Source organism: Microbacterium sp. H1-D42 (genome assembly GCF_022637555.1).
Taxonomy (GTDB): Bacteria; Actinomycetota; Actinomycetes; order Actinomycetales; family Microbacteriaceae; genus Microbacterium.
Genome location: NZ_CP093342.1, coordinates 2,444,301 through 2,461,650 on the forward strand (window position 1 = coordinate 2,444,301; position 17,350 = coordinate 2,461,650).

Consider the following 17,350-nt stretch of genomic DNA (forward strand, 5'->3'; position numbering starts at 1 on the left):
CACATGCTCTACCTCGACCACGCCGCGACCACGCCGGTGCGCCCCGAGGTGCTCGAGGCGATGCGCCCGTACCTGACGAATGTGTTCGGCAACCCGTCGAGCCATCACACGGTCGGCGAGGCGGCGGCCGAGGCGCTGGAGTGGGCGCGCGGGCGGGTCGCCGCGGCGCTGGGGATGCGCGCCGCCGAAGTGATCTTCACCTCGGGCGGCACCGAGTCGAACAACCTCGCAGTGAAGGGCATCGTGCTCGGGGCGCCGCGCGCGGGTCAGCCGACACTCATCACGACCCCGATCGAGCACGAGTCGATTCTGGAGTCCGTGGACTATCTGCGGCGGCTTCACGACGTCGACGTGCGGATGCTGCCAGTGGACGCCCTTGGCGTGGTGACGCCCAATGCCCTGCGCGTGGCGCTAGCCAATGATGCCGTGCTGGTCAGCTTCGGCCACGCGAACAACGAGATCGGCACGGTGCAGGACGCCGCGGGGCTCATCGCCGTGGCCAGGGAGCACGGCGTTCCTGTGCATGTGGATGCGGTGCAGTCCGCGGGATGGCTCGACCTGCGCGATCTCGGCGCGGATGCCGTCTCGATCGCCGGCCACAAACTCGGCACCCCCAAGGGCATCGGCGCACTGGGCGTGCGCTCGCGCGTGCCGCTGGAGCCGCTGCTGCATGGCGGCGGCCAGGAGCGCGGTCGCCGCAGCGGCACCGAGAACGTCGCCGGCGCCGTGGGCCTGGCGACGGCGCTGGACCTCGCCGAGTCCGAGCGCGAATCCGCCGCAGCGGCCGTCGCCGCGACGACGTCCGAGTTCATCGCCGCAGTGTTGGATGCTGTGCCGCGGGCCGCCTTGACCGGCTCGCCCGACCGGCGCCTGCCGAATCTGGCGAGCTTCACCTTCGAGGGCACCAGTGGCGAAGCCGTGCTGCTGGAGCTCGAGCGCCGCGGGGTGGTCTCATCGAGTGGTTCCGCGTGCGCGGCCGGAAGTGACGAGCCCTCCCCCGTGCTGCTGGCGCTCGGCATCCCCGCCGCCACCGCGCAGACCTCTGTGCGCTTCACGTTCGGCCACACGCCGCTGCCCCCGGGGTCGGGCGATCATCTGGCGTCCCTCGTCGCTGCGGCGGTCTCAGCCGTCTCGGGTCCGTGACCGGCGTCCCAGCTCAACGTCTGCTCCCCCACCCTGCTCGCGCTCTGTTCGCGCGTTGCTCGCGCATTGCTCGTGCTCTGGCCTGTGCGCTCCGCACGAAGCGCACGCCCCGAGTAGCGCAGAACCAGCGCTCAGCCCGCGGGCTGCGCGGCATCCCACCAGTCGAGCACGCGCGCGCCGATCAGCGTCAGCCACTTCGACGGCTCGCCTGGCAGCACGTCGATGTCGATCCAGACCGCTCCTGGCAGCGAGTCGCCCTGCAGCCACGTGCCGTCCGGCTGCCGCGCTGCGCGCACCGACTCGACGGCCTCCGCCAGCCGCGGGTCGGGCTCGGTGCCCTCGAACTCCGCCACGCGCCGGAAGTGGTCCAGCGCGGCGAGCGCGCTGTACTGCCAGCGGCTGGGGGCGATGAAGTCCGTGACCCACGGCGCCACGAGCTCTCCTGTCGACAGCCGGCGCAGCAGCCGGCGCTCGAGCAGATACTCCTCACCCGCGTGGCGCGCCGCGCGCAGCGCCCCGTCACCCGTGAGCGTTTCGTACGCCAGCATCTCCACCACGGCGTTCAGGGTCGAGTGGAAGGACGAGCGCACCGAGTCGCCCTCTTCGGCCTCGCAGTTCCAGCCGCCGTCGGCCAGGCGGTGCTCGGGGAACCACGCCGCGATCGCAGAGACGTCCGCTCCCAGCCACGCACCGGTCGCGAGTGTGAAGCCGTTGATGCAGACATCGATCTCTCCACCCCAGTACGGCCGGTCCTCGAACTCCCACACGCAGTTGGCTGCCAGTTTCTCGGCTGTTCCAGACAGCGCCGCGGCGTCCAAGCCGAGATCGCGCAAGTCCTTCAGCGCCCATGTCGTGGCGATCCACGGCTGCGCGTCCCAGTCCCGTGCGCTGGCACCGGCGCCGTCGAACTCCCGCGACGGGAAGTACGCCCCTCCCGCCCATTGCCCGTCGGCATCCTGCCTGGCGAGGATCGCCGCGCCGACCCCCTCCGTCTCTACGAGGGCGCGCGTCGCCTGCCAGGTGTTCTCAGGCAGCCCAAGCAGATCGCGTTCGACCTGCCACCGCAGCGCCGGGTCGGATTCCCGCAGCCAGTCGGTCTTCTCGTCCGTCAGCGAACTCATGCGCGCGACGCTACGCCGATACGCCGTCCCTCGATACCCTTATCGCGCCGGGCGGCCTGTGCGGCGCAATAGGATCGAGGGGTGAGCGCGCGCGTGACGATGATCGTTCCGGGGCGCGACATCGCAGCATTCGCTCCGGCGGCCATCGCGTCGTTGCAGGCGCAGAGCGAGCAGCGCTGGCGCGCGATCCTCATCGACGACGGCTCGACCGACGACACCGGCGCCGTGTTCGCGGACGCAGCCGCGGCAGACCGGCGCTTCGAGGTCCTTCATCACCACGAAGCCAGGGGTCTCGGGGCCGCCCGCAACATCGGTCTGGAGCGCGTCGACACTCCGTTCGTCGGATTCCTGGACGCCGATGACGAGCTGACCCCGCACGCGATCGAGCGGTGGCTGCGCACTCTCGACGAGTCCGGCAGCGACTTCGTCGCGGCGGCCTATGTGCGCTCCCGCCTCATCGACGGCGTGTACCGCCCCGGCCGCGTGCAGCCGTGGGTCTCGGATGCCACGAACCCGCGCCGTCTGGGTATGACCCTGGCAGACCACCCGGCGGCATCAGCGAACATCGTCGCGTGGTCGAAGCTCAGCCGCACGCCACTGTGGGACGACCTGCGCTTTCCCGAGAACGTCGCCTACGAGGATCAGGTCGTCGCGCAGCGGATGTACACCGAAGCTCGCGCGTTCGATGTGATCCCCGATGTCGCTGTGCATTGGCGACTGCGCGCCGACGGCACCTCGATCACGCAGGGCAAGTCGCAGCTGCCGGTGCTGCACGACTATCTCGCGGCCCTCCTTGGCGGCATCGACGTGCTGACCGCGGCCCGACAGAGCGAGGCGGTGCGCACCCGCATCGCGCTCATCCGCGCCATGGATCTTCCGCCGCTGCAGCGCATCGCCGCGCAGCATCCGGATCCCGCCTACCGTGCCGCTCTCGAGGCGTTCCAGACAGCCCTGCGCGCCCTGCCGGAATACGACGCGGCGCGCCCCGACTCGACTCTGGCCGCGGCCCTGGCATGGTGATCGGATGAATCTCGACGCACTGTTCTCGCTGCGTGGCCTGACCGCCGTCGTGACCGGCGGCTCGTCAGGGATCGGCCGTGGCATCGCCCTCGCGCTGGCCGGCGCTGGGGCATCCGTCGTCATCGTCGCCCGCGACCGCGCTCGCGTCGACGCGACCGTCGCCGAGATCGCCGCCGCCGGCGGCCTGGCTGCTGGCATCGCCGGCGACCTCAGCACGCGCGACGGCATTCGTGCAGCGGCGGATGCTGCCGCCGAGCCGTTCGGTGAACCGGACATCCTGGTGAACTCCGCCGGCATCAACCTGCGACCGCCGTTCGGCGAGATCGACATGGACGTGTGGGATACCACGATGACCGTCAACCTCGAGGCACCGTTCCTGCTGAGTCAGCGCTTCGCGCCTGGCATGGTCGAGCGCGGGTTCGGTCGTCTGATCCATGTCAGCTCGCAGCAGGCGCATCGCGCCTTCGTCACCAGCGGCGTGTACGGCGTCTCCAAGGGCGGGCTGGAGTCCCTGACGCGCTCACAGGCCGAGGCCTGGTCGGCGAACGGGGTCACGGCGAACACGCTCGTGCCCGGATTCGTGCTGACACCGCTGAACGCCAGACTGCAGCAGGACACCGAGAAGGTGCGGCAGCTGGCAGAGCGCACCATGGTCGGCCGCAACGGCGTCCCCGAGGATTTCGCCGGAATCGCGGTGTTCCTCGCCGGCCGCTCTTCGGGCTACATCACAGGGCAATCACTGTTCGTCGACGGCGGCCTGTCGGTGCACTGACCGTACGCCGGGTCAGGATTCGCGATCGTCGATCACGCGCGACGCGGCCAGCTGCTGCGCGGCAAGGCTCGAGTACAGCCCACCCTGTGCCAGCAGTTCGGTGTGCGTGCCGGATTCGACGATGCGGCCCGCGTCGACGACATGGATCATGTCCGCCGCGATCACGGTCGAGAGCCGGTGCGCGATCGAGAGCGTCGTGCGCCCCTGCGCTGCGGTGTCCAGCGCGTCCTGCACCACGCGCTCCGACACGGTGTCGAGGGCCGAGGTCGCCTCGTCGAGCAGCAGCACGGGCGGATCCTTCAGCAGCACTCGCGCGATCGCGATGCGCTGCTTCTCGCCGCCGGAGAGGCGGTAGCCGCGTTCGCCGACGACCGTGTCGTACCCCTGCTCGAAGCCGGCGATGACGTGGTGGATGTTCGCGGCGCGACAGGCGCGCTCGAGATCGGCGTCGGTGGCGTCCGGTTTCGCGTACCGCAGGTTCTCTCGGATGGTCGCGTGAAAGAGGTACGTCTCCTGCGAGACGATCCCGATCTGATCGATGATGGATGCCTGCTTCAGGCTGCGCACATCGGCGCCCGAGAATCGCACCGTGCCGGCCGAGGCCTCGTACAGCCGAGGCGCGAGGTAGAGGATCGTCGTCTTGCCTGCGCCGGAGGGACCGACGAATGCGACGTGCATGCCGGGGTCCGCAGTGAACGAGACGCCGTCCAGCGTCGGGCGAGTGTCGGGCGCAGCATCCGGATAGCGGAAGACCACATCCTCGAACGCGATCCGTCCCCGCGGACCCGGCGCCTCGGCGACATCGATCGCATCGGGGCGATCGCTGATCTGCGGCACCATGTCGAGGTACTCGAAGATGCGCGCGAACAGTGCCGCCGAGGTCTGCAGATCGAGCGCCACGCGCATCAGCCCCATCAGCGGCATGAGCAGCCGCGCCTGCACGGTCGTGAACGCGACGACCGCACCGGCGGTGATGTCAGGGGCGCCGCCGGTGAGGAAGAAGCCCGCCACGAGGTAGATGATGGCAGGCACGCTCGACATCAGCACCTGCACGACGGCGAAGAAGCCCTGACCGCTCATCGCGCGCTTTACCTGCAGGCGCACCTGGTTGCGGTTCTCGTTCTGGTACCGCACCGACTCGGTGCGCTGCCGGTTGAACGACTTCGACAGCAGGATGCCCGAGACGCTGAGGGTCTCCTGCGTGATGCTCGTCAGCTCTGACAGCGACTCCTGCGTCTCTGCCGCGATCCGTGCGCGCACCTGACCGACGCGACGCTGGATCAGCACGAGCACCGGCATCATGATCACGGCGATGATCGTCAGACGCCAGTCGATGAGGATCATCGCGACCAGCGAGGCGATGACGGTGACCGTGTTGCCGAGGATGCTGGTGACGGTGTTGGTCAGCACTCCCGACACCCCGCCGACGTCGTTCTGCAGGCGCGACTGGATCACGCCGGTCTTGGTGCGGGTGAAGAAGCCCAGCTCCATGGCCTGAAGGTGCTCGAACAGCTTCACTCGCAGGTCGCCGGTGACGTGGTTGCCGACAGTGGAGGTGAGCCACGTCTGCACGACGCCGAGCACGGCCGACAGGAGGAACAGCCCGATCATGGCGCTCACGAGCGTGATCAGCAGCGGGATCTGCGGCCCACCGCCCTGCAGTGGGAACAGCGCATCGTCGAAGACGCGCTGCACGAGCAGCGGCGGGATGACGGCCAGCCCGGCGCTGATGACGACGAGCAGCGCGGTGAACACCAGGCGAGCGCGGTACGGCGCGAACAGCGCCACCACGCGCCGCCCGAGACCCGGCACCTTCGGGGCATCCGCATTCAGGCGCCGCTGCGCCTCGATGTCGACGCCGCGGAATCCGCCACCACCTCCGCCGCGCCCGCCACCCATGCTCATGTCCAAAGGCTAGTCCGCGATGGACGCCCCCGAGTCGAATGCGCCACCGGCACAAGAAATATCGACGGTGCGGGAATGCGCATGCCGGGGTCCGGGTTACGATTGACGGCTGATCTCTCGCATCCGCATCTCGGATTCGCGATTCCCATTCGAAAAACGACCTCTGAGGAGACCCATGTCTGCTGTCCACACCGGGTCATCCCCTGTGGTCCACGCACCCGGCGACATCCCCCGCAAGGATATGGCCGTCATCTGGGTGCTGCTGACCGCCGCCTTCGTCGCGATCCTGAACGAGACGACGATGGGCATGGCGATCCCGCACCTCATCGAGGACCTGCACATCACTCCGCTCGCCGCGCAGTGGGTCACCAGCGCCTTCATGCTGACGATGGCAGTCGTCATCCCGACCACCGGTTTCCTGCTGCGTCGATTCACGACACGGCAGATGTTCCTCGCCGCCCTGACGCTGTTCTCCGCCGGCACCCTGCTGGCGATCTTCGCCACCGGCTTCCCGATGCTGCTCGGTGCGCGCATCGTGCAGGCCTCGGGCACGGCGATCATGATGCCGCTGCTGATGACCACGGTGATGAATCTCGTGCCGCCGGCTTCGCGCGGACGCATCATGGGCCGCGTCAGCGTCGTGATGTCGCTCGCCCCCGCGCTCGGACCGACGATGTCCGGCTTCCTGCTCGACCACTACGGCTGGCGCGCGATCTTCGTCGTCGTGCTGCCGATCGCCCTGGTCGCGATGTTCATCGGCTGGCGCTGGCTCGCGAACGTCGGCGAGACCATGGAAGCACCGATCGATGTGCTCTCGATCATCCTGTCTGCGTTCGGCTTCGGCGGTCTGGTGTACGGCCTCAGCCAGATCGGCGGACTCACCACCGGCGCGAACCCCGTCCCGCTGGTCGGCGCTCTCGCCATCGGCGTGATCGGCCTCGCGCTGTTCCTCTGGCGTCAGGTCGTGCTGCAGAAGAAGGACGACGCGCTGCTGGATCTGCGCATCTTCCAGTCGAAGGACTTCTCGCTCGCGATGGGCCAGATGTTCCTGCTTTCGCTGGCGTTCTTCGGCAGCATCACTATCATCCCGCTGTTCCTGCAGGACGCCCTGCAGCTGGATGCCACCCAGGCGGGACTCATCGTGCTGCCCGGTGCTCTGGCGATGGGCCTGCTCGGCCCGTTCATCGGCCGCATCTACGACAGCCGCGGCACGCGCGTGCTGCTGGTGCCTGGCTCCATCCTCGCCGCATCGATGCTGTGGGTGTTCACCACCGTCGGCACCGACACCTCGGTGTGGGTGGTGCTGGTCGCCCAGACGCTGCTCTCGGTGGGCCTCGCCCTGTCGTTCACGCCGCTGTTCACCGCGGCGCTGGCGTCGCTGAAGCCGAAGTTCTACTCCTACGGCAGCGCCGTCATCGGCACCGTGCAGCAGGTCTCCGGCGCCGCCGGCATCGCGGTCATGATGACCGCGTTCACGGCCGTCGTGCTGGCCGGCGGCGGCACTGAGGTGCCGTCGGCTGTGGCTGCGGGCACGCGCACCGCTGTGACGATCGGCGCGATCATCGCAACCGTCACGATCATCGGCGCGTTCCTGATCCGCAAGCCCGAGGACGACAGCGACGAGGCTCCGGCGCACGCCGGACACTGACGAACGCGGTCAGACGACGGCGTCTCGCGCTTCGGCGCGGGGCGCCGTCGGCGTCTGGCGGTCAGTCGCGTCTGGTCAGGCCGTGGGCAGCGCTCTGGCGGTCAGTCGCGCTTCTCGGCGCCGGCGGCGGTGACCGTCGACCCCGGAATCACGCACACCCCGTCGACGCACACGCCCATGGCGGTGTCGTCGCCGAGCAGCTGCAGGCCGGGAAGCACGGCGAGAGCCTCGCCGCCAGGGGCCTTCTGCGCATCAGTCATACCTCGATGGTACGCGCCCTGGCGGCAGTCGGCTCGCACGTGTACCGTCCCTGCCATGATGATCTTCACCCCGTCACCGGGCTTCCTGCTCGCATCGGCCCTGAGCGAGCGGAGCCGTCCTTGAGCGCCCCCGATGCGCGAAAGGACGGCCGCGACGAGACCGAAGACGAGCGCGCTGATCGCAATTGGGATGAGCTGATGCAAGAGCTGCGCGTGATGCAGACCGGCACGCAGATCCTCACCGGCTTTCTGCTCGCCGTCGCCTTCCAGCCGTTGTTCAACGACCTGAGTGAGCTGCAGCGGATGCTGTACGTCCTGCTGGTGCTGCTCGCCGCCACGGCCACGGTGCTGGCACTCACCCCGGTGGGGATGCATCGCATCCTGTTCGCACGCGGCCGCAAAACCGAACTCGTGCGGGTCGCCAATCGCATCGTGAAGGCCAACCTGGTCGTCATCGCCGCGCTCACCGTCGGGGTGACCGTGCTCATCATCGACTTCACCTTCGACCACGTCTTCGCCCTCATCGCGGCCGGAGTGGGCGTGATCGCCATCGTCGTGCTGTGGGTGGTGCTGCCGGTGGGCCTCCGCGCCCGCGACTGACCGTCTGACAGAATCGTGCGGTGATCATCGAGACGACGCGCCTGCGGCTGCGCGAGATGGATGCTGGTGACCTGCCTGCCCTTCGGGCGATCCTGCAGGATCCGCTGGTGATGGTCGCCTACGAGGGCGCCTTCGATGATGACGGCGTCGATGAATGGCTGCAGCGGCAGCGCGACCGCTACCTCGCCGACGGGTTCGGGCTGTGGGCGGTCGAGTCCCGCGACACCGGCCGGGTGATCGGCCAGTGCGGGCTCACGAGGCAGAGCGGATCAGGCGAAGAGGCCATCGAGGTCGGCTACCTGTTCTGCCACGACGTGTGGGGGAAGGGGTACGCGACAGAAGCGGCGGCCGGATGCGTGCAGCTCGCCTTCGACACCATCGACGCGCTGCCAGGCGATGCCGTGCATGCGCAGATCCGCGACACGAACATCGCGTCGATGAATGTCGCCATCCGCCTCGGCATGACGGTGCGTGGTCGCTTCACGAAGCGTTACCGCGGCATCACCATGCCGCACCTCGACTTCGCCGTCTCGCGCTCCGCCTGGGAGGTGCGCAAGCGCGAGGTGGGAAACCCCTCCGAGTCGATGCGCTGAGGTTGAACGATCGCCGCAGGTGCGGAATCGTGGCCGGGACATCGCGCCGGACGGCGTGGTGTCCGCAACCGGAAGGAGAGCGCGATGCTCACCCTGACCGAGAACGCAAACACCATCGCGGCGACCATCGTCGCCCAGCAGAGCACCGGTCCGGATGCCGGTCTGCGCATCCATTCGTCTGGTACCGACGCCGAACCGCGATTCGCGGTCACCGTCGCCGCGACCGCCGAACCCGGCGATGCCATCGTCGGTGACGAGGAGATCCACGTCTTCCTCGAGAAGACGGCCGCCGAAGCCCTCGACGACAAGGTGCTCGACGCCGCCGTCGATGAGCAGGGCGCGGTGTCGTTCACGCTGCTGCCTCAAGCAGTCTGAGATCGAGACTGCGAGAGCCGCCGCCCCACGGGGTGGCGGCTCTTCTGCATCCGCTGTTCGATGCGCCCTGCGTATGCCGAGGAGCGCATGCGCCCTGCCCTAGCTTGGAGACATGCTTCGTCGTCTCATCGCGCGGGTGTACTGGACTTTCAGCCACTGGACGTTGCAGACACAGCCCGCCCCCACCCGCCCTACCCTGCTGATCGGGGCGCCGCACACCTCGAACTGGGATTTCGTGCTCATGCTCGCCATTGCATGGAAGCTCGGGATCGACGTGCACTGGCTGGGCAAGAAGAGTCTGTTCAATGGACTGGCCGGACCGATCATGCGAGCGATCGGCGGCATCGCCGTCGATCGCGAGAACCCGAGCCGCATCGTGGGCGAAGTCGTGTCGCAGGCGCACTCGGGTGAGGTGTTCGCACTCGTCGTCACCCCCGATGGCACGCGAAAGGGCCACACCTACTGGAAATCGGGCTTCTACCGCATCGCCCGCGAGACCGGGATGCCCGTCACACTCGGCTACGTGGATCGCACCACCATGACCACCGGTCTCGGCCCCACGATCGAGCTGACCGGAGATGTCGCCGACGACATGGATCGCATCCGCGCGTTCTACGCCGACAAGTCGGGTCTGCGCCCCGAGCACCGCGTCGAACCGCGCCTGCGCGAAGAGTCCGCAGCGAACTGACCCGCACGCGGCGAGCCTGGCCGAGCCATCGACCGCCCCTGAGCTCTCATCCGCCCAGGCTGGTGACGAGATTGATGACGGTGGCGAGGATCACCGCGCCGAACAGGTAGGCGAGCAGCGTCTGCGCCACGACGATCCGCCGGATCTCGCTGGTGGAGACGTTCGTATCCGCGACCTGGTACGTCATGCCGAGTCCGACCGAGAAGTAGGCGAAGTCGGAGTACTGCGGGTCTTCACGCTGATTGAACGAGATGCCGCCGATCGGCTCGGAGTAGTAGATCCTCGCGTAGCGCAGCATGTAGTCGACCTGGATCAGCGCCCAGGATGCTGCCACGCCGAGCACCGTGATCGCGGCGAGCAGATTGCCCTCGAGCTCGGGGGCGTTCCTCGCCTGCAGCACCACGACGCCCACCGCAACGAGGCTGACCAGGCTGCCGATGATCGCGATCAGGCGGGCCGTGCGCCGACCGGGATCCTCCGCGAGGGCATGCGTGCGTGTGGCGTCGGCGTCCATCGGCCAGACGACCAGCAGCACCCAGATCGCGTTCACCAGCGCGAGCGCGCCCCAACCGCCGACGACCCCCACCGCAGGGCCGAAGACAGCCCCCATGCCGACCCCCGCGGCGATGCCGAGCAGAATGGCACATCCGAGGCGCAGACGCACGTGCGCGCGATCAGCGGTTTCGGCCATGCCCGCATCGTACATCCGGCCACGACAGCAGTACCCGCGCGCGACACGACGGTCAGGCGTCGATGCGCACAGGCTCCTGCCGCGTCCGCAGGGTGTCCCACACCACGCGGAAGACCCGGTGCAGCATGGCGATGAACACCACAGCCCACACGATCACGGCCACCACCAGGGCGACCTGTCCGACCAGGCCTGCGGCCGGCAGTTCGTCAGCGGTGCCGAGTGATATCGATGCCGCCGCGAACATCCCGATCGGGAAGACCATCGACCAGAGCGTCGCCACGTAGGTCAGCGGCACCTTGTGCACGACGTGCCGCCACACACCGGCGCCGACCAGCAGCGGAATGAGCCACACGCAGAACACCCAGAAGATCACCACCGTCGCAGCGATCAGCGGACGCACCGCATCGACCATCGGCGATCGCTCCATCTCGACGATGCTCGCGCCGGCCACAACGGCGATCGCAAGCGCACCCATCGCGACCCAGTAGGCGGGATCGAACTGCTGCGGCGTGACGCCGAAGTGCACGACGCGCAGCAGAACGAGCATCGCCATGGCCGCGTAGAGGATGACCCCGACCGACCAGGCCAGCACAGCCAGCATCCCCACCCACGGCGCGGCGACCGCGTCGACGTACGGCCGCAGCTGAGCCATGCCGATGGCCAGCGATTGGCTGGCAACGGCCCAGATGAACCACGTGCCGTTCGCCCGAGCGAGGATGGGCTTGCCGTCACGCGTCATCAGCACCTGCCACGGCAGCAGGTACCCGAAGACGAACCACAATAGCCCGGCAAGCAGGAACAGCGGCGTGGCAGCAGCGATCATGCCCTCCTTCGCCAGCCGCACCCCGAGCACGTCAGTGGCGGCGACGATGGTGAAGAATGCGAAGGCGATCTCGGGGTCACGCACGTCTGTGGCGACCTGACGGCGGAATTCGACGGCGCGCCAGATGTACAGCGCCCACAGCACGACGTAGAGCCCGGCTGCGATCCACATCAGCGCAGCGGACAGGGGCAGCACGCCCGCGTCGTGCAATCCGATCGATACGATGCCGGTGCCCATGACCGCGGCGAAGTAGCCGGGCGCCAGGTGGGCGATCGCGTGCCGAATCGGATTCATCTCGCGGGTCTCAGTCGACGGTGGTCAGTCCCAGTCCAGATACTCCTCGATCACGACCGCGGTCTCGATCGGGTGCGTGGCCGGGAAGAAGTGGTCGGCGCCGGCGATCGTCGTGACGCTGGCACGCTCGGGTGCCGTCGCGCGCAGCGCCTCGGCGTTGGCTGCCGGGGTGACGTCGTCGTGCTCGGCCTGGATCATCAGCACCGGGATGCCAGGGGCGAGAGCGAACTGCGCGTCCTCGACGCCGAGCATGAGCAGTCCGTTCACCCGATCGGTGTGCTCTGCGGCGAACACCCTGGCGATCGTGCTGCCGTGGCCGTGTCCGCCGATCCAGGTGTCGGCGATGTCGAGATGGTCGAGAACGGCGACAGCATCCGACGCCCTCTCGCTCGCGGTGAGCCCATCGGCGGCCGTGCGCGCGCCGATGCGCACGACGCGGAAGCCGGCTTCTTCGGCGAGGTAGTGCGAGATGACGCCAAGGCCGTCGGCCTCGAGGTCGCGGTTCGTGACGAGCACGAGCGTGACGGGGCCCTCGCCCTCGTCAACGAACGGCACTGCACGGCCTTCGGGCTCGAAGGTGCTCTTCTGCGTCACTGTCGTGTTCTCTCTGTGCGGTGCGGCGTGGTGCTCTCGGCGCATTCGCCGACCTCATCACCGTACGCAACCACGACACCCGCCGACAAGTTCACCGGGCCGTGTGCACCTCATCGAACTCCTGGCGCAGGTATCGCGGTGCCTGTACACGCCAGGCCTCGGTCACGAGTTCGTTGAAGTGGTCGGGGTCGACGGCCGCCATGCGGAACGCGATCTTCGGTTCACTCCATCTGGTGGTCTCGCGCAGGAACACATCAGGGCTCATCTGCACGAGTGCCCGCGCCTCGAGGGGCTCGGCGACCTTGACACCCACGACGAGCTCTGCGGCGATGATCGCGCGCATGTCCTCGGGGATGCTCGGCCAGGGGTGGCACTCCCACGCGAAGAGCTTGCCGCGCACGAACCAGGCTGCGCCCCCGGTCATCGCGCGCTCCTCGCAGCCAGGCAGCGCGTCGGCGATGCGCCGCAGATCATCAAGAGTGGCCATACACACAGAGAGTACGATGTGCCACGGACAATAGCGCATGCCGAATCCGATGGCACGGCGAGCATGATCCGACGATCACGACGCACGACAGAATCACACCCGGGGGGGGACGACGGATGGGCGCTGACTGGGCGCGACTGTGTGAACTGCTCGACGACGACCCCGAGCTGGGGCCCGGCGTCGAGCGCAGCTTGGATGCCGATCCGTGGATCGCTCTGATCGACGGCCTCGACGACGCGGGTGCTCTCGCGTACCTCGAGAGCACCGACTCGGGAGTCGAGCTCGCCGATGCTCTGGCGCAGCTGCCCCGTGTCTTCCGCGCGGGCGCCGAGCTCGACAGCGTGGGTGACGTCGACGGAGAGCTGGCGACGGCGATCGCGGTTGCCGACGGCATCCTCTCTCGTCATGACCTGCGCATCGTCCGACTCGAGGAAGACGAAGACGCCTGCCCGCTTGTCGTCGTCCCGCACTCGCACGTCGCCGAGATCGTCGCACTGGCAGCACGCTGCGGTCACGGGGCGCACCTCTTCTCGTAGGACCGATTTTCTTCTGAGAGCCCGCGGAACGGGTGCAGTTCAACCCGAAGCGCTGTTACAGTGACGCCGTGTGCGGCTGCCGAACACGGGGCTGATCGACATCAGGTCCGAATGATCGAAGGAGAACGCGATGGCCGAGAAATCCGAGGGGCTGTCCGCGCAGGAGCGCGAGGCGGTCAAGGAGCGCGCCGCCGAACTGCGCGCTGAGCAGAAGGCTGGCAAGTCACGTGAGGCCGGCGAGAAGGCGATCCGCGAGGCCATCGACGCAATGCGGTCGGACGACCGTGAGATCGCGGAGGGCATCGGGCGGGTGGTCGCGAGAGTCGCCCCTCAGCTGGTGCCGAAGACCTGGTACGGATTCCCTGCGTATACGGATGCCGCAGGCAAGGTCGTGGTGTTCTTCAAGCCCGCTGCGAAGTATGAATCGCGCTACGCGACCATCGGCTTCGAGGAGGCTGCGCAGCTGGACGACGGCGACATGTGGGTGACCTCGTTCGCGATCCTCGCCTGGACGCCGGACACCGAGCAGACCGTCACCGAGTACATCCGCACTGCGGCCGGCTGACCCGGCATCCGACTCACGGCTTGGTCAGGTCCTGCGCGAGCATCACGATTATGCCGCTGGGCCCGCGGACGTACGCGAGCTTGTAGACGTCCTGATAGTTCGCCACGCCGCGCAGCGGGTGGCACTCGTGTCGTGCGGCGATCTCGAGCGCTGCATCGATGTCATCGACTGAGAAGGCGACCCGGTGCATCCCGATCTCGTTGGGCAGCGTCGGCGACGTCTCGATCGCGTCCGGGTGGATGTACTCGAACAGCTCGAGTCGGCCGTGTCCGTCTGGCGTCTGCAGCATGGCGATCTTGGCGTGATTGCCGTCGAGACCGACCGCGGTGTCGGCCCACTCACCGCTCACGGTGTCGCGCCCGACGACGGTCAGTCCGAGGTCGGTGAAGAACGCGATCGTGGCCTCGATGTCGCGTACCGCGATGCCCACATTCTCCATTGCGATAGCCATGCGCTTCACGCTAGCTGGCGTCCCATCGACGCGCAATACACCCGCCACGACAGCTTGCCCGCGCGCGACACGCGAGGCTGTGCAGACCCACAACCGCGCACAGGTAGATCAGGTTTTCCACGGCCGTGACGCTACATATAGGCTTCGCAAGGGCGATAGACACTACATATAGTGGTGCTGCGCTCCGGTGGTCGGAAGGACGCAGATGGCTCGACAACTCTAGGAGAACTCATGCGCACACCGGAATCCCGCCCCGAACCGCGAACGGTCGAGGTCGGCAGCACGATCGACGAGTACCTCTCGCGCGGCGATTGGCGCGTCAACGCGAACGCCAACCAGGGCTACTCGCTCGGCGGACTCATCCTCAACTCGGCAGGCAAGCTCATCGCCAACTACTGGCTCGACGAGGTCTACGCACCCGCGGCCGGCACTGCCCACCGCGAGGGCGACCTGCACATCCACGACCTCGACATGTTCGCCGGCTACTGCGCCGGCTGGTCGCTGCGCATGCTGCTCGAGGAGGGCTTCAACGGGGCACCCGGCAAGATCGCCTCCTCTCCCCCGAAGCACCTCACCAGCGCGCTCGGACAGATGGTCAACTTCCTCGGCACGCTGCAGAACGAGTGGGCCGGCGCCCAGGCGTTCAGTTCGTTCGACACCTACCTCGCCCCGTTCGTGCGCCTTGACGCGCTGACGTACGAGCAGGTCGAGCAGGCGATCCAGGAGTTCGTGTTCAACCTCAACGTGCCCTCCCGCTGGGGCACGCAGACGCCGTTCACCAATCTCACGTTCGACTGGACCGTTCCCGATGACCTCGCCGACCAGCATCCACTCATCGGCGGCGCCGTCTGCGACTTCACGTACGCCGACCTCACCGCCGAGATGGCGGTCATCAACCGCGCCTTCATCGCGGTGATGAGCCAGGGAGACGCCGACGGACGCTCATTCACCTTTCCGATCCCGACGTACAACATCACCAAGGACTTCGATTGGGACGGTCCGCTGGTCGACGAGCTGTTCGCGATGACGGCGAAGTACGGCCTGCCGTACTTCCAGAACTTCGTGAACTCCGACCTCGATCCGCACATGATCCGCTCGATGTGCTGCCGGCTGCAACTCGACCTCACCGAGCTGCTCAAGCGCGGCAACGGTCTGTTCGGCTCGGCGGAGCAGACCGGTTCCTTGGGCGTGGTGACGGTGAACTGCGCGCGGCTCGGCTTCGTGCACCCCGGAGACATGGATGCCGTGTACCGCCGCCTGGATGAGCTGCTGGACGTCGCGCGCGACAGTCTCGAGGCCAAGCGGCGCGTGATCGACCGGCACATCGAGGGTGGGCTGTTCCCCTACACGAAGCGGTACCTGGGCAACCTCGACAACCACTTCTCGACGATCGGGGTGAACGGGCTGAACGAGTTCGTGCGCAACTTCACCCTGGACGACACGAACATCACCTCCGACGAGGGTCGAGAGCTGGTCGGAGCCCTGCTCGATCACGTCCGCGCGCGCATGGTGGAGTTCCAGGAGTCCACCGGCAACATGTACAACCTCGAGGCGAGCCCCGCCGAGGGCGCGACGTACCGGCTCGCGAAGTCCGACATCGAGCGCTTCGGGCAGGCGATCGTGCACGCGGGCACCCCTGCCAACCCGTACTACACGAACTCGTCGCAGTTGCCGGTCGGCTTCACCGACGATGCGTTCGAGGCAATGGAGCTGCAAGAGGCACTGCAGGGCAAGTACACCGGCGGTACGGTGCTGCACCTGTACATGGGCGAGGCGATGGTCTCGGCCGCGGCGTGCAAGACGCTGGTCAAGCGGTGCCTGGAGGGCTTCCGCCTGCCGTACATCACGGTGACGCCGACGTTCTCGATCTGTGCACAGCACGGGTACGTCTCGGGTCATCACGAGAACTGCCCTGACTGCGGCGCCGCGTGCGAAGTGTGGACGCGCGTGATGGGCTACTTCCGTCCGATCTCGTCGTTCAACATCGGCAAGAAGGGCGAGGCTGCCGAGCGGCTGTATTTCGACCAGTGCGTGCCGGTTCCGGCATGAGTGCGCAGCGCGCCGGCGAGGCGATCGATCTGCGGGTGGCGGGGATGTCGAAGCTGTCGAGCGTCGACTGGCCGGACAAGCTGGTGACGACGGTGTTCCTGCAGGGATGCCCGTGGGACTGCTTCTACTGCCACAACCCCGCACTGATCGATCCGCGAGCCGCCGGCGCGCTGGGGTGGTCTGCCGTGTGGCAGCACCTGGAGCGGCGGGTCGGCCTGCTCGACGGCGTCGTGTTCACTGGCGGCGAGGCGACGATGCAGCACGAGCTGCTGCCTGCCGTGGCCGCTGCGCGGTCGCTCGGCTTCGGCGTCGGGCTGCACACCGGCGGCGCGTATCCTGGCCGGCTGGCGGCCCTGTTGCCGCTGCTGGACTGGATCGGATTCGACATCAAGGCGACCGCGTCAAGGTACGAGAAGGTCGTCGGCCGCCCCGGCTCGAGCGAGAAGGCGTGGCACAGTCTGGATCTGGTGCTCGACGAGCAGCAGCGCCGTGCCGGCACCGCCGCGCCTCTCGACCTCGAGGTGCGAACGACCGTGCACTCCGAGGCGGTCGACGAGCAGGGGCTGGCCGAGTTGTCGGCCCGGTTGTCGGATGCTGGCGTGCGCACCTGGGCACTGCAGCGGTTCCGCGACACCGGGACCCGTGATGTGCTCCCCCGTGTGACCGCGCCGGGTCGCCGCATCGATCTGGGCGCTGCACCCACCGACCGGTTCGAGCGCGTCATCGTGCGCTGAG

Annotated in this window: 20 protein-coding genes; 12 read left to right on the top strand and 8 right to left on the bottom strand. The window is 67.9% G+C overall.

Annotation, left to right across the window (positions count from 1 at the left end; translation table 11 throughout):
* Positions 1-3: 3 nt before the first annotated feature.
* Positions 4-1,143 (top strand): cysteine desulfurase family protein, encoded by a 1,140-nt coding sequence (locus MNR00_RS11645; RefSeq protein WP_241926086.1) that lies wholly within the window; start codon positions 4-6, stop codon positions 1,141-1,143.
* 131 nt (positions 1,144-1,274) lie between these two features.
* On the opposite strand, the gene MNR00_RS11650 is transcribed toward MNR00_RS11645, so the two are convergent.
* On the bottom strand, positions 1,275-2,264 hold the full coding sequence (locus MNR00_RS11650) for a squalene cyclase (protein WP_241926087.1): 990 nt from the start codon (positions 2,262-2,264) through the stop codon (positions 1,275-1,277).
* An 81-nt stretch (positions 2,265-2,345) separates the two neighbouring features.
* Between MNR00_RS11650 and MNR00_RS11655 the strand changes: the two genes are divergently transcribed.
* Together MNR00_RS11655 and MNR00_RS11660 are read left to right on the top strand one after the other, a co-directional pair.
* Positions 2,346-3,284 carry a glycosyltransferase family 2 protein gene (locus MNR00_RS11655; RefSeq protein WP_241926088.1) on the top strand — a complete coding sequence of 313 codons (939 nt, stop codon included), beginning with the start codon at positions 2,346-2,348 and terminating at the stop codon, positions 3,282-3,284.
* A gap of 4 nt (positions 3,285-3,288) precedes the next feature.
* Positions 3,289-4,056 (top strand): SDR family oxidoreductase, encoded by a 768-nt coding sequence (locus tag MNR00_RS11660; RefSeq protein ID WP_241926089.1) that lies wholly within the window; start codon positions 3,289-3,291, stop codon positions 4,054-4,056.
* 12 nt (positions 4,057-4,068) lie between these two features.
* Here the strand turns inward: MNR00_RS11660 and MNR00_RS11665 are convergent, their stop codons facing one another.
* Positions 4,069-5,955: an ABC transporter ATP-binding protein gene (locus tag MNR00_RS11665; RefSeq protein WP_241928835.1), complete on the bottom strand. Its 1,887-nt coding sequence runs from the start codon at positions 5,953-5,955 to the stop codon at positions 4,069-4,071.
* A 181-nt stretch (positions 5,956-6,136) separates the two neighbouring features.
* On the opposite strand from MNR00_RS11665, the gene MNR00_RS11670 reads away from it, so the two are divergent.
* Positions 6,137-7,609, top strand: coding sequence for an MDR family MFS transporter (locus tag MNR00_RS11670; RefSeq protein WP_241926090.1), 1,473 nt, complete (start codon positions 6,137-6,139; stop codon positions 7,607-7,609).
* Positions 7,610-7,710: 101 nt separating this feature from the next.
* Here MNR00_RS11670 and MNR00_RS11675 read toward each other — a convergent pair whose 3' ends face one another.
* On the bottom strand, positions 7,711-7,869 hold the full coding sequence (locus MNR00_RS11675) for a hypothetical protein (protein WP_241926091.1): 159 nt from the start codon (positions 7,867-7,869) through the stop codon (positions 7,711-7,713).
* 120 nt (positions 7,870-7,989) lie between these two features.
* On the opposite strand from MNR00_RS11675, the gene MNR00_RS11680 reads away from it, so the two are divergent.
* From MNR00_RS11680 to MNR00_RS11695, 4 genes are all read left to right on the top strand, one after another.
* Positions 7,990-8,469 (top strand): DUF6328 family protein, encoded by a 480-nt coding sequence (locus MNR00_RS11680; protein WP_241926092.1) that lies wholly within the window; start codon positions 7,990-7,992, stop codon positions 8,467-8,469.
* A gap of 20 nt (positions 8,470-8,489) precedes the next feature.
* Positions 8,490-9,062, top strand: coding sequence for a GNAT family N-acetyltransferase (locus MNR00_RS11685; RefSeq protein ID WP_241926093.1), 573 nt, complete (start codon positions 8,490-8,492; stop codon positions 9,060-9,062).
* Between the two features lie 84 nt (positions 9,063-9,146).
* Complete coding sequence (locus MNR00_RS11690; RefSeq protein WP_241926094.1) at positions 9,147-9,437, top strand: Fe-S cluster assembly protein HesB; 291 nt, start codon at positions 9,147-9,149, stop codon at positions 9,435-9,437.
* Positions 9,438-9,549: 112 nt separating this feature from the next.
* The gene (locus MNR00_RS11695; protein ID WP_241926095.1) at positions 9,550-10,125 is read left to right on the top strand and encodes a 1-acyl-sn-glycerol-3-phosphate acyltransferase; all 576 of its coding nucleotides are present in this window, start codon (positions 9,550-9,552) and stop codon (positions 10,123-10,125) included.
* 46 nt (positions 10,126-10,171) lie between these two features.
* On the opposite strand, the gene MNR00_RS11700 is transcribed toward MNR00_RS11695, so the two are convergent.
* From MNR00_RS11700 to MNR00_RS11715, 4 genes are all read right to left on the bottom strand, one after another.
* Positions 10,172-10,816: a DUF1345 domain-containing protein gene (locus MNR00_RS11700; RefSeq protein ID WP_241926096.1), complete on the bottom strand. Its 645-nt coding sequence runs from the start codon at positions 10,814-10,816 to the stop codon at positions 10,172-10,174.
* Between the two features lie 52 nt (positions 10,817-10,868).
* The gene (locus MNR00_RS11705; RefSeq protein ID WP_241926097.1) at positions 10,869-11,933 is read right to left on the bottom strand and encodes a tellurite resistance/C4-dicarboxylate transporter family protein; all 1,065 of its coding nucleotides are present in this window, start codon (positions 11,931-11,933) and stop codon (positions 10,869-10,871) included.
* A 24-nt stretch (positions 11,934-11,957) separates the two neighbouring features.
* Positions 11,958-12,527 (bottom strand): alpha/beta hydrolase, encoded by a 570-nt coding sequence (locus MNR00_RS11710; RefSeq protein WP_241926098.1) that lies wholly within the window; start codon positions 12,525-12,527, stop codon positions 11,958-11,960.
* A gap of 91 nt (positions 12,528-12,618) precedes the next feature.
* Positions 12,619-13,014: a hypothetical protein gene (locus MNR00_RS11715; protein ID WP_241926099.1), complete on the bottom strand. Its 396-nt coding sequence runs from the start codon at positions 13,012-13,014 to the stop codon at positions 12,619-12,621.
* A gap of 116 nt (positions 13,015-13,130) precedes the next feature.
* On the opposite strand from MNR00_RS11715, the gene MNR00_RS11720 reads away from it, so the two are divergent.
* Together MNR00_RS11720 and MNR00_RS11725 are read left to right on the top strand one after the other, a co-directional pair.
* Entirely contained in the window at positions 13,131-13,550 is a 420-nt protein-coding gene (locus tag MNR00_RS11720) for a hypothetical protein (RefSeq protein ID WP_241926100.1), read from the top strand.
* Between the two features lie 130 nt (positions 13,551-13,680).
* On the top strand, positions 13,681-14,115 hold the full coding sequence (locus tag MNR00_RS11725; RefSeq protein ID WP_241926101.1) for a hypothetical protein: 435 nt from the start codon (positions 13,681-13,683) through the stop codon (positions 14,113-14,115).
* A 13-nt stretch (positions 14,116-14,128) separates the two neighbouring features.
* Here the strand turns inward: MNR00_RS11725 and MNR00_RS11730 are convergent, their stop codons facing one another.
* Positions 14,129-14,566: a VOC family protein gene (locus tag MNR00_RS11730; RefSeq protein WP_241926102.1), complete on the bottom strand. Its 438-nt coding sequence runs from the start codon at positions 14,564-14,566 to the stop codon at positions 14,129-14,131.
* A gap of 231 nt (positions 14,567-14,797) precedes the next feature.
* Between MNR00_RS11730 and MNR00_RS11735 the strand changes: the two genes are divergently transcribed.
* Together MNR00_RS11735 and MNR00_RS11740 are read left to right on the top strand one after the other, a co-directional pair.
* Positions 14,798-16,615 carry a ribonucleoside triphosphate reductase gene (locus MNR00_RS11735; RefSeq protein ID WP_241926103.1) on the top strand — a complete coding sequence of 606 codons (1,818 nt, stop codon included), beginning with the start codon at positions 14,798-14,800 and terminating at the stop codon, positions 16,613-16,615.
* Positions 16,612-17,349, top strand: a complete 738-nt coding sequence (locus MNR00_RS11740; RefSeq protein WP_241926104.1) for an anaerobic ribonucleoside-triphosphate reductase activating protein — start codon at positions 16,612-16,614, stop codon at positions 17,347-17,349. The genes MNR00_RS11735 and MNR00_RS11740 overlap by 4 nt, the downstream gene beginning before the upstream one ends.
* Position 17,350 lies beyond the last annotated feature (1 nt).

Coding starts and splice junctions, on each gene's coding strand:
- MNR00_RS11735 (WP_241926103.1), top strand. CDS start 14,798: ATGCGCACACCGGAATCCCGCCCCGAACCGCGAACGGTCGAGGTCGGC.
- MNR00_RS11690 (WP_241926094.1), top strand. CDS start 9,147: ATGCTCACCCTGACCGAGAACGCAAACACCATCGCGGCGACCATCGTC.
- MNR00_RS11720 (WP_241926100.1), top strand. CDS start 13,131: ATGGGCGCTGACTGGGCGCGACTGTGTGAACTGCTCGACGACGACCCC.
- MNR00_RS11705 (WP_241926097.1), bottom strand. CDS start 11,933: ATGAATCCGATTCGGCACGCGATCGCCCACCTGGCGCCCGGCTACTTC.
- MNR00_RS11725 (WP_241926101.1), top strand. CDS start 13,681: ATGGCCGAGAAATCCGAGGGGCTGTCCGCGCAGGAGCGCGAGGCGGTC.
- MNR00_RS11665 (WP_241928835.1), bottom strand. CDS start 5,955: ATGGGTGGCGGGCGCGGCGGAGGTGGTGGCGGATTCCGCGGCGTCGAC.
- MNR00_RS11700 (WP_241926096.1), bottom strand. CDS start 10,816: ATGGCCGAAACCGCTGATCGCGCGCACGTGCGTCTGCGCCTCGGATGT.
- MNR00_RS11670 (WP_241926090.1), top strand. CDS start 6,137: ATGTCTGCTGTCCACACCGGGTCATCCCCTGTGGTCCACGCACCCGGC.
- MNR00_RS11675 (WP_241926091.1), bottom strand. CDS start 7,869: ATGACTGATGCGCAGAAGGCCCCTGGCGGCGAGGCTCTCGCCGTGCTT.
- MNR00_RS11695 (WP_241926095.1), top strand. CDS start 9,550: ATGCTTCGTCGTCTCATCGCGCGGGTGTACTGGACTTTCAGCCACTGG.
- MNR00_RS11715 (WP_241926099.1), bottom strand. CDS start 13,014: ATGGCCACTCTTGATGATCTGCGGCGCATCGCCGACGCGCTGCCTGGC.
- MNR00_RS11730 (WP_241926102.1), bottom strand. CDS start 14,566: ATGGCTATCGCAATGGAGAATGTGGGCATCGCGGTACGCGACATCGAG.
- MNR00_RS11740 (WP_241926104.1), top strand. CDS start 16,612: ATGAGTGCGCAGCGCGCCGGCGAGGCGATCGATCTGCGGGTGGCGGGG.
- MNR00_RS11660 (WP_241926089.1), top strand. CDS start 3,289: ATGAATCTCGACGCACTGTTCTCGCTGCGTGGCCTGACCGCCGTCGTG.
- MNR00_RS11650 (WP_241926087.1), bottom strand. CDS start 2,264: ATGAGTTCGCTGACGGACGAGAAGACCGACTGGCTGCGGGAATCCGAC.
- MNR00_RS11645 (WP_241926086.1), top strand. CDS start 4: ATGCTCTACCTCGACCACGCCGCGACCACGCCGGTGCGCCCCGAGGTG.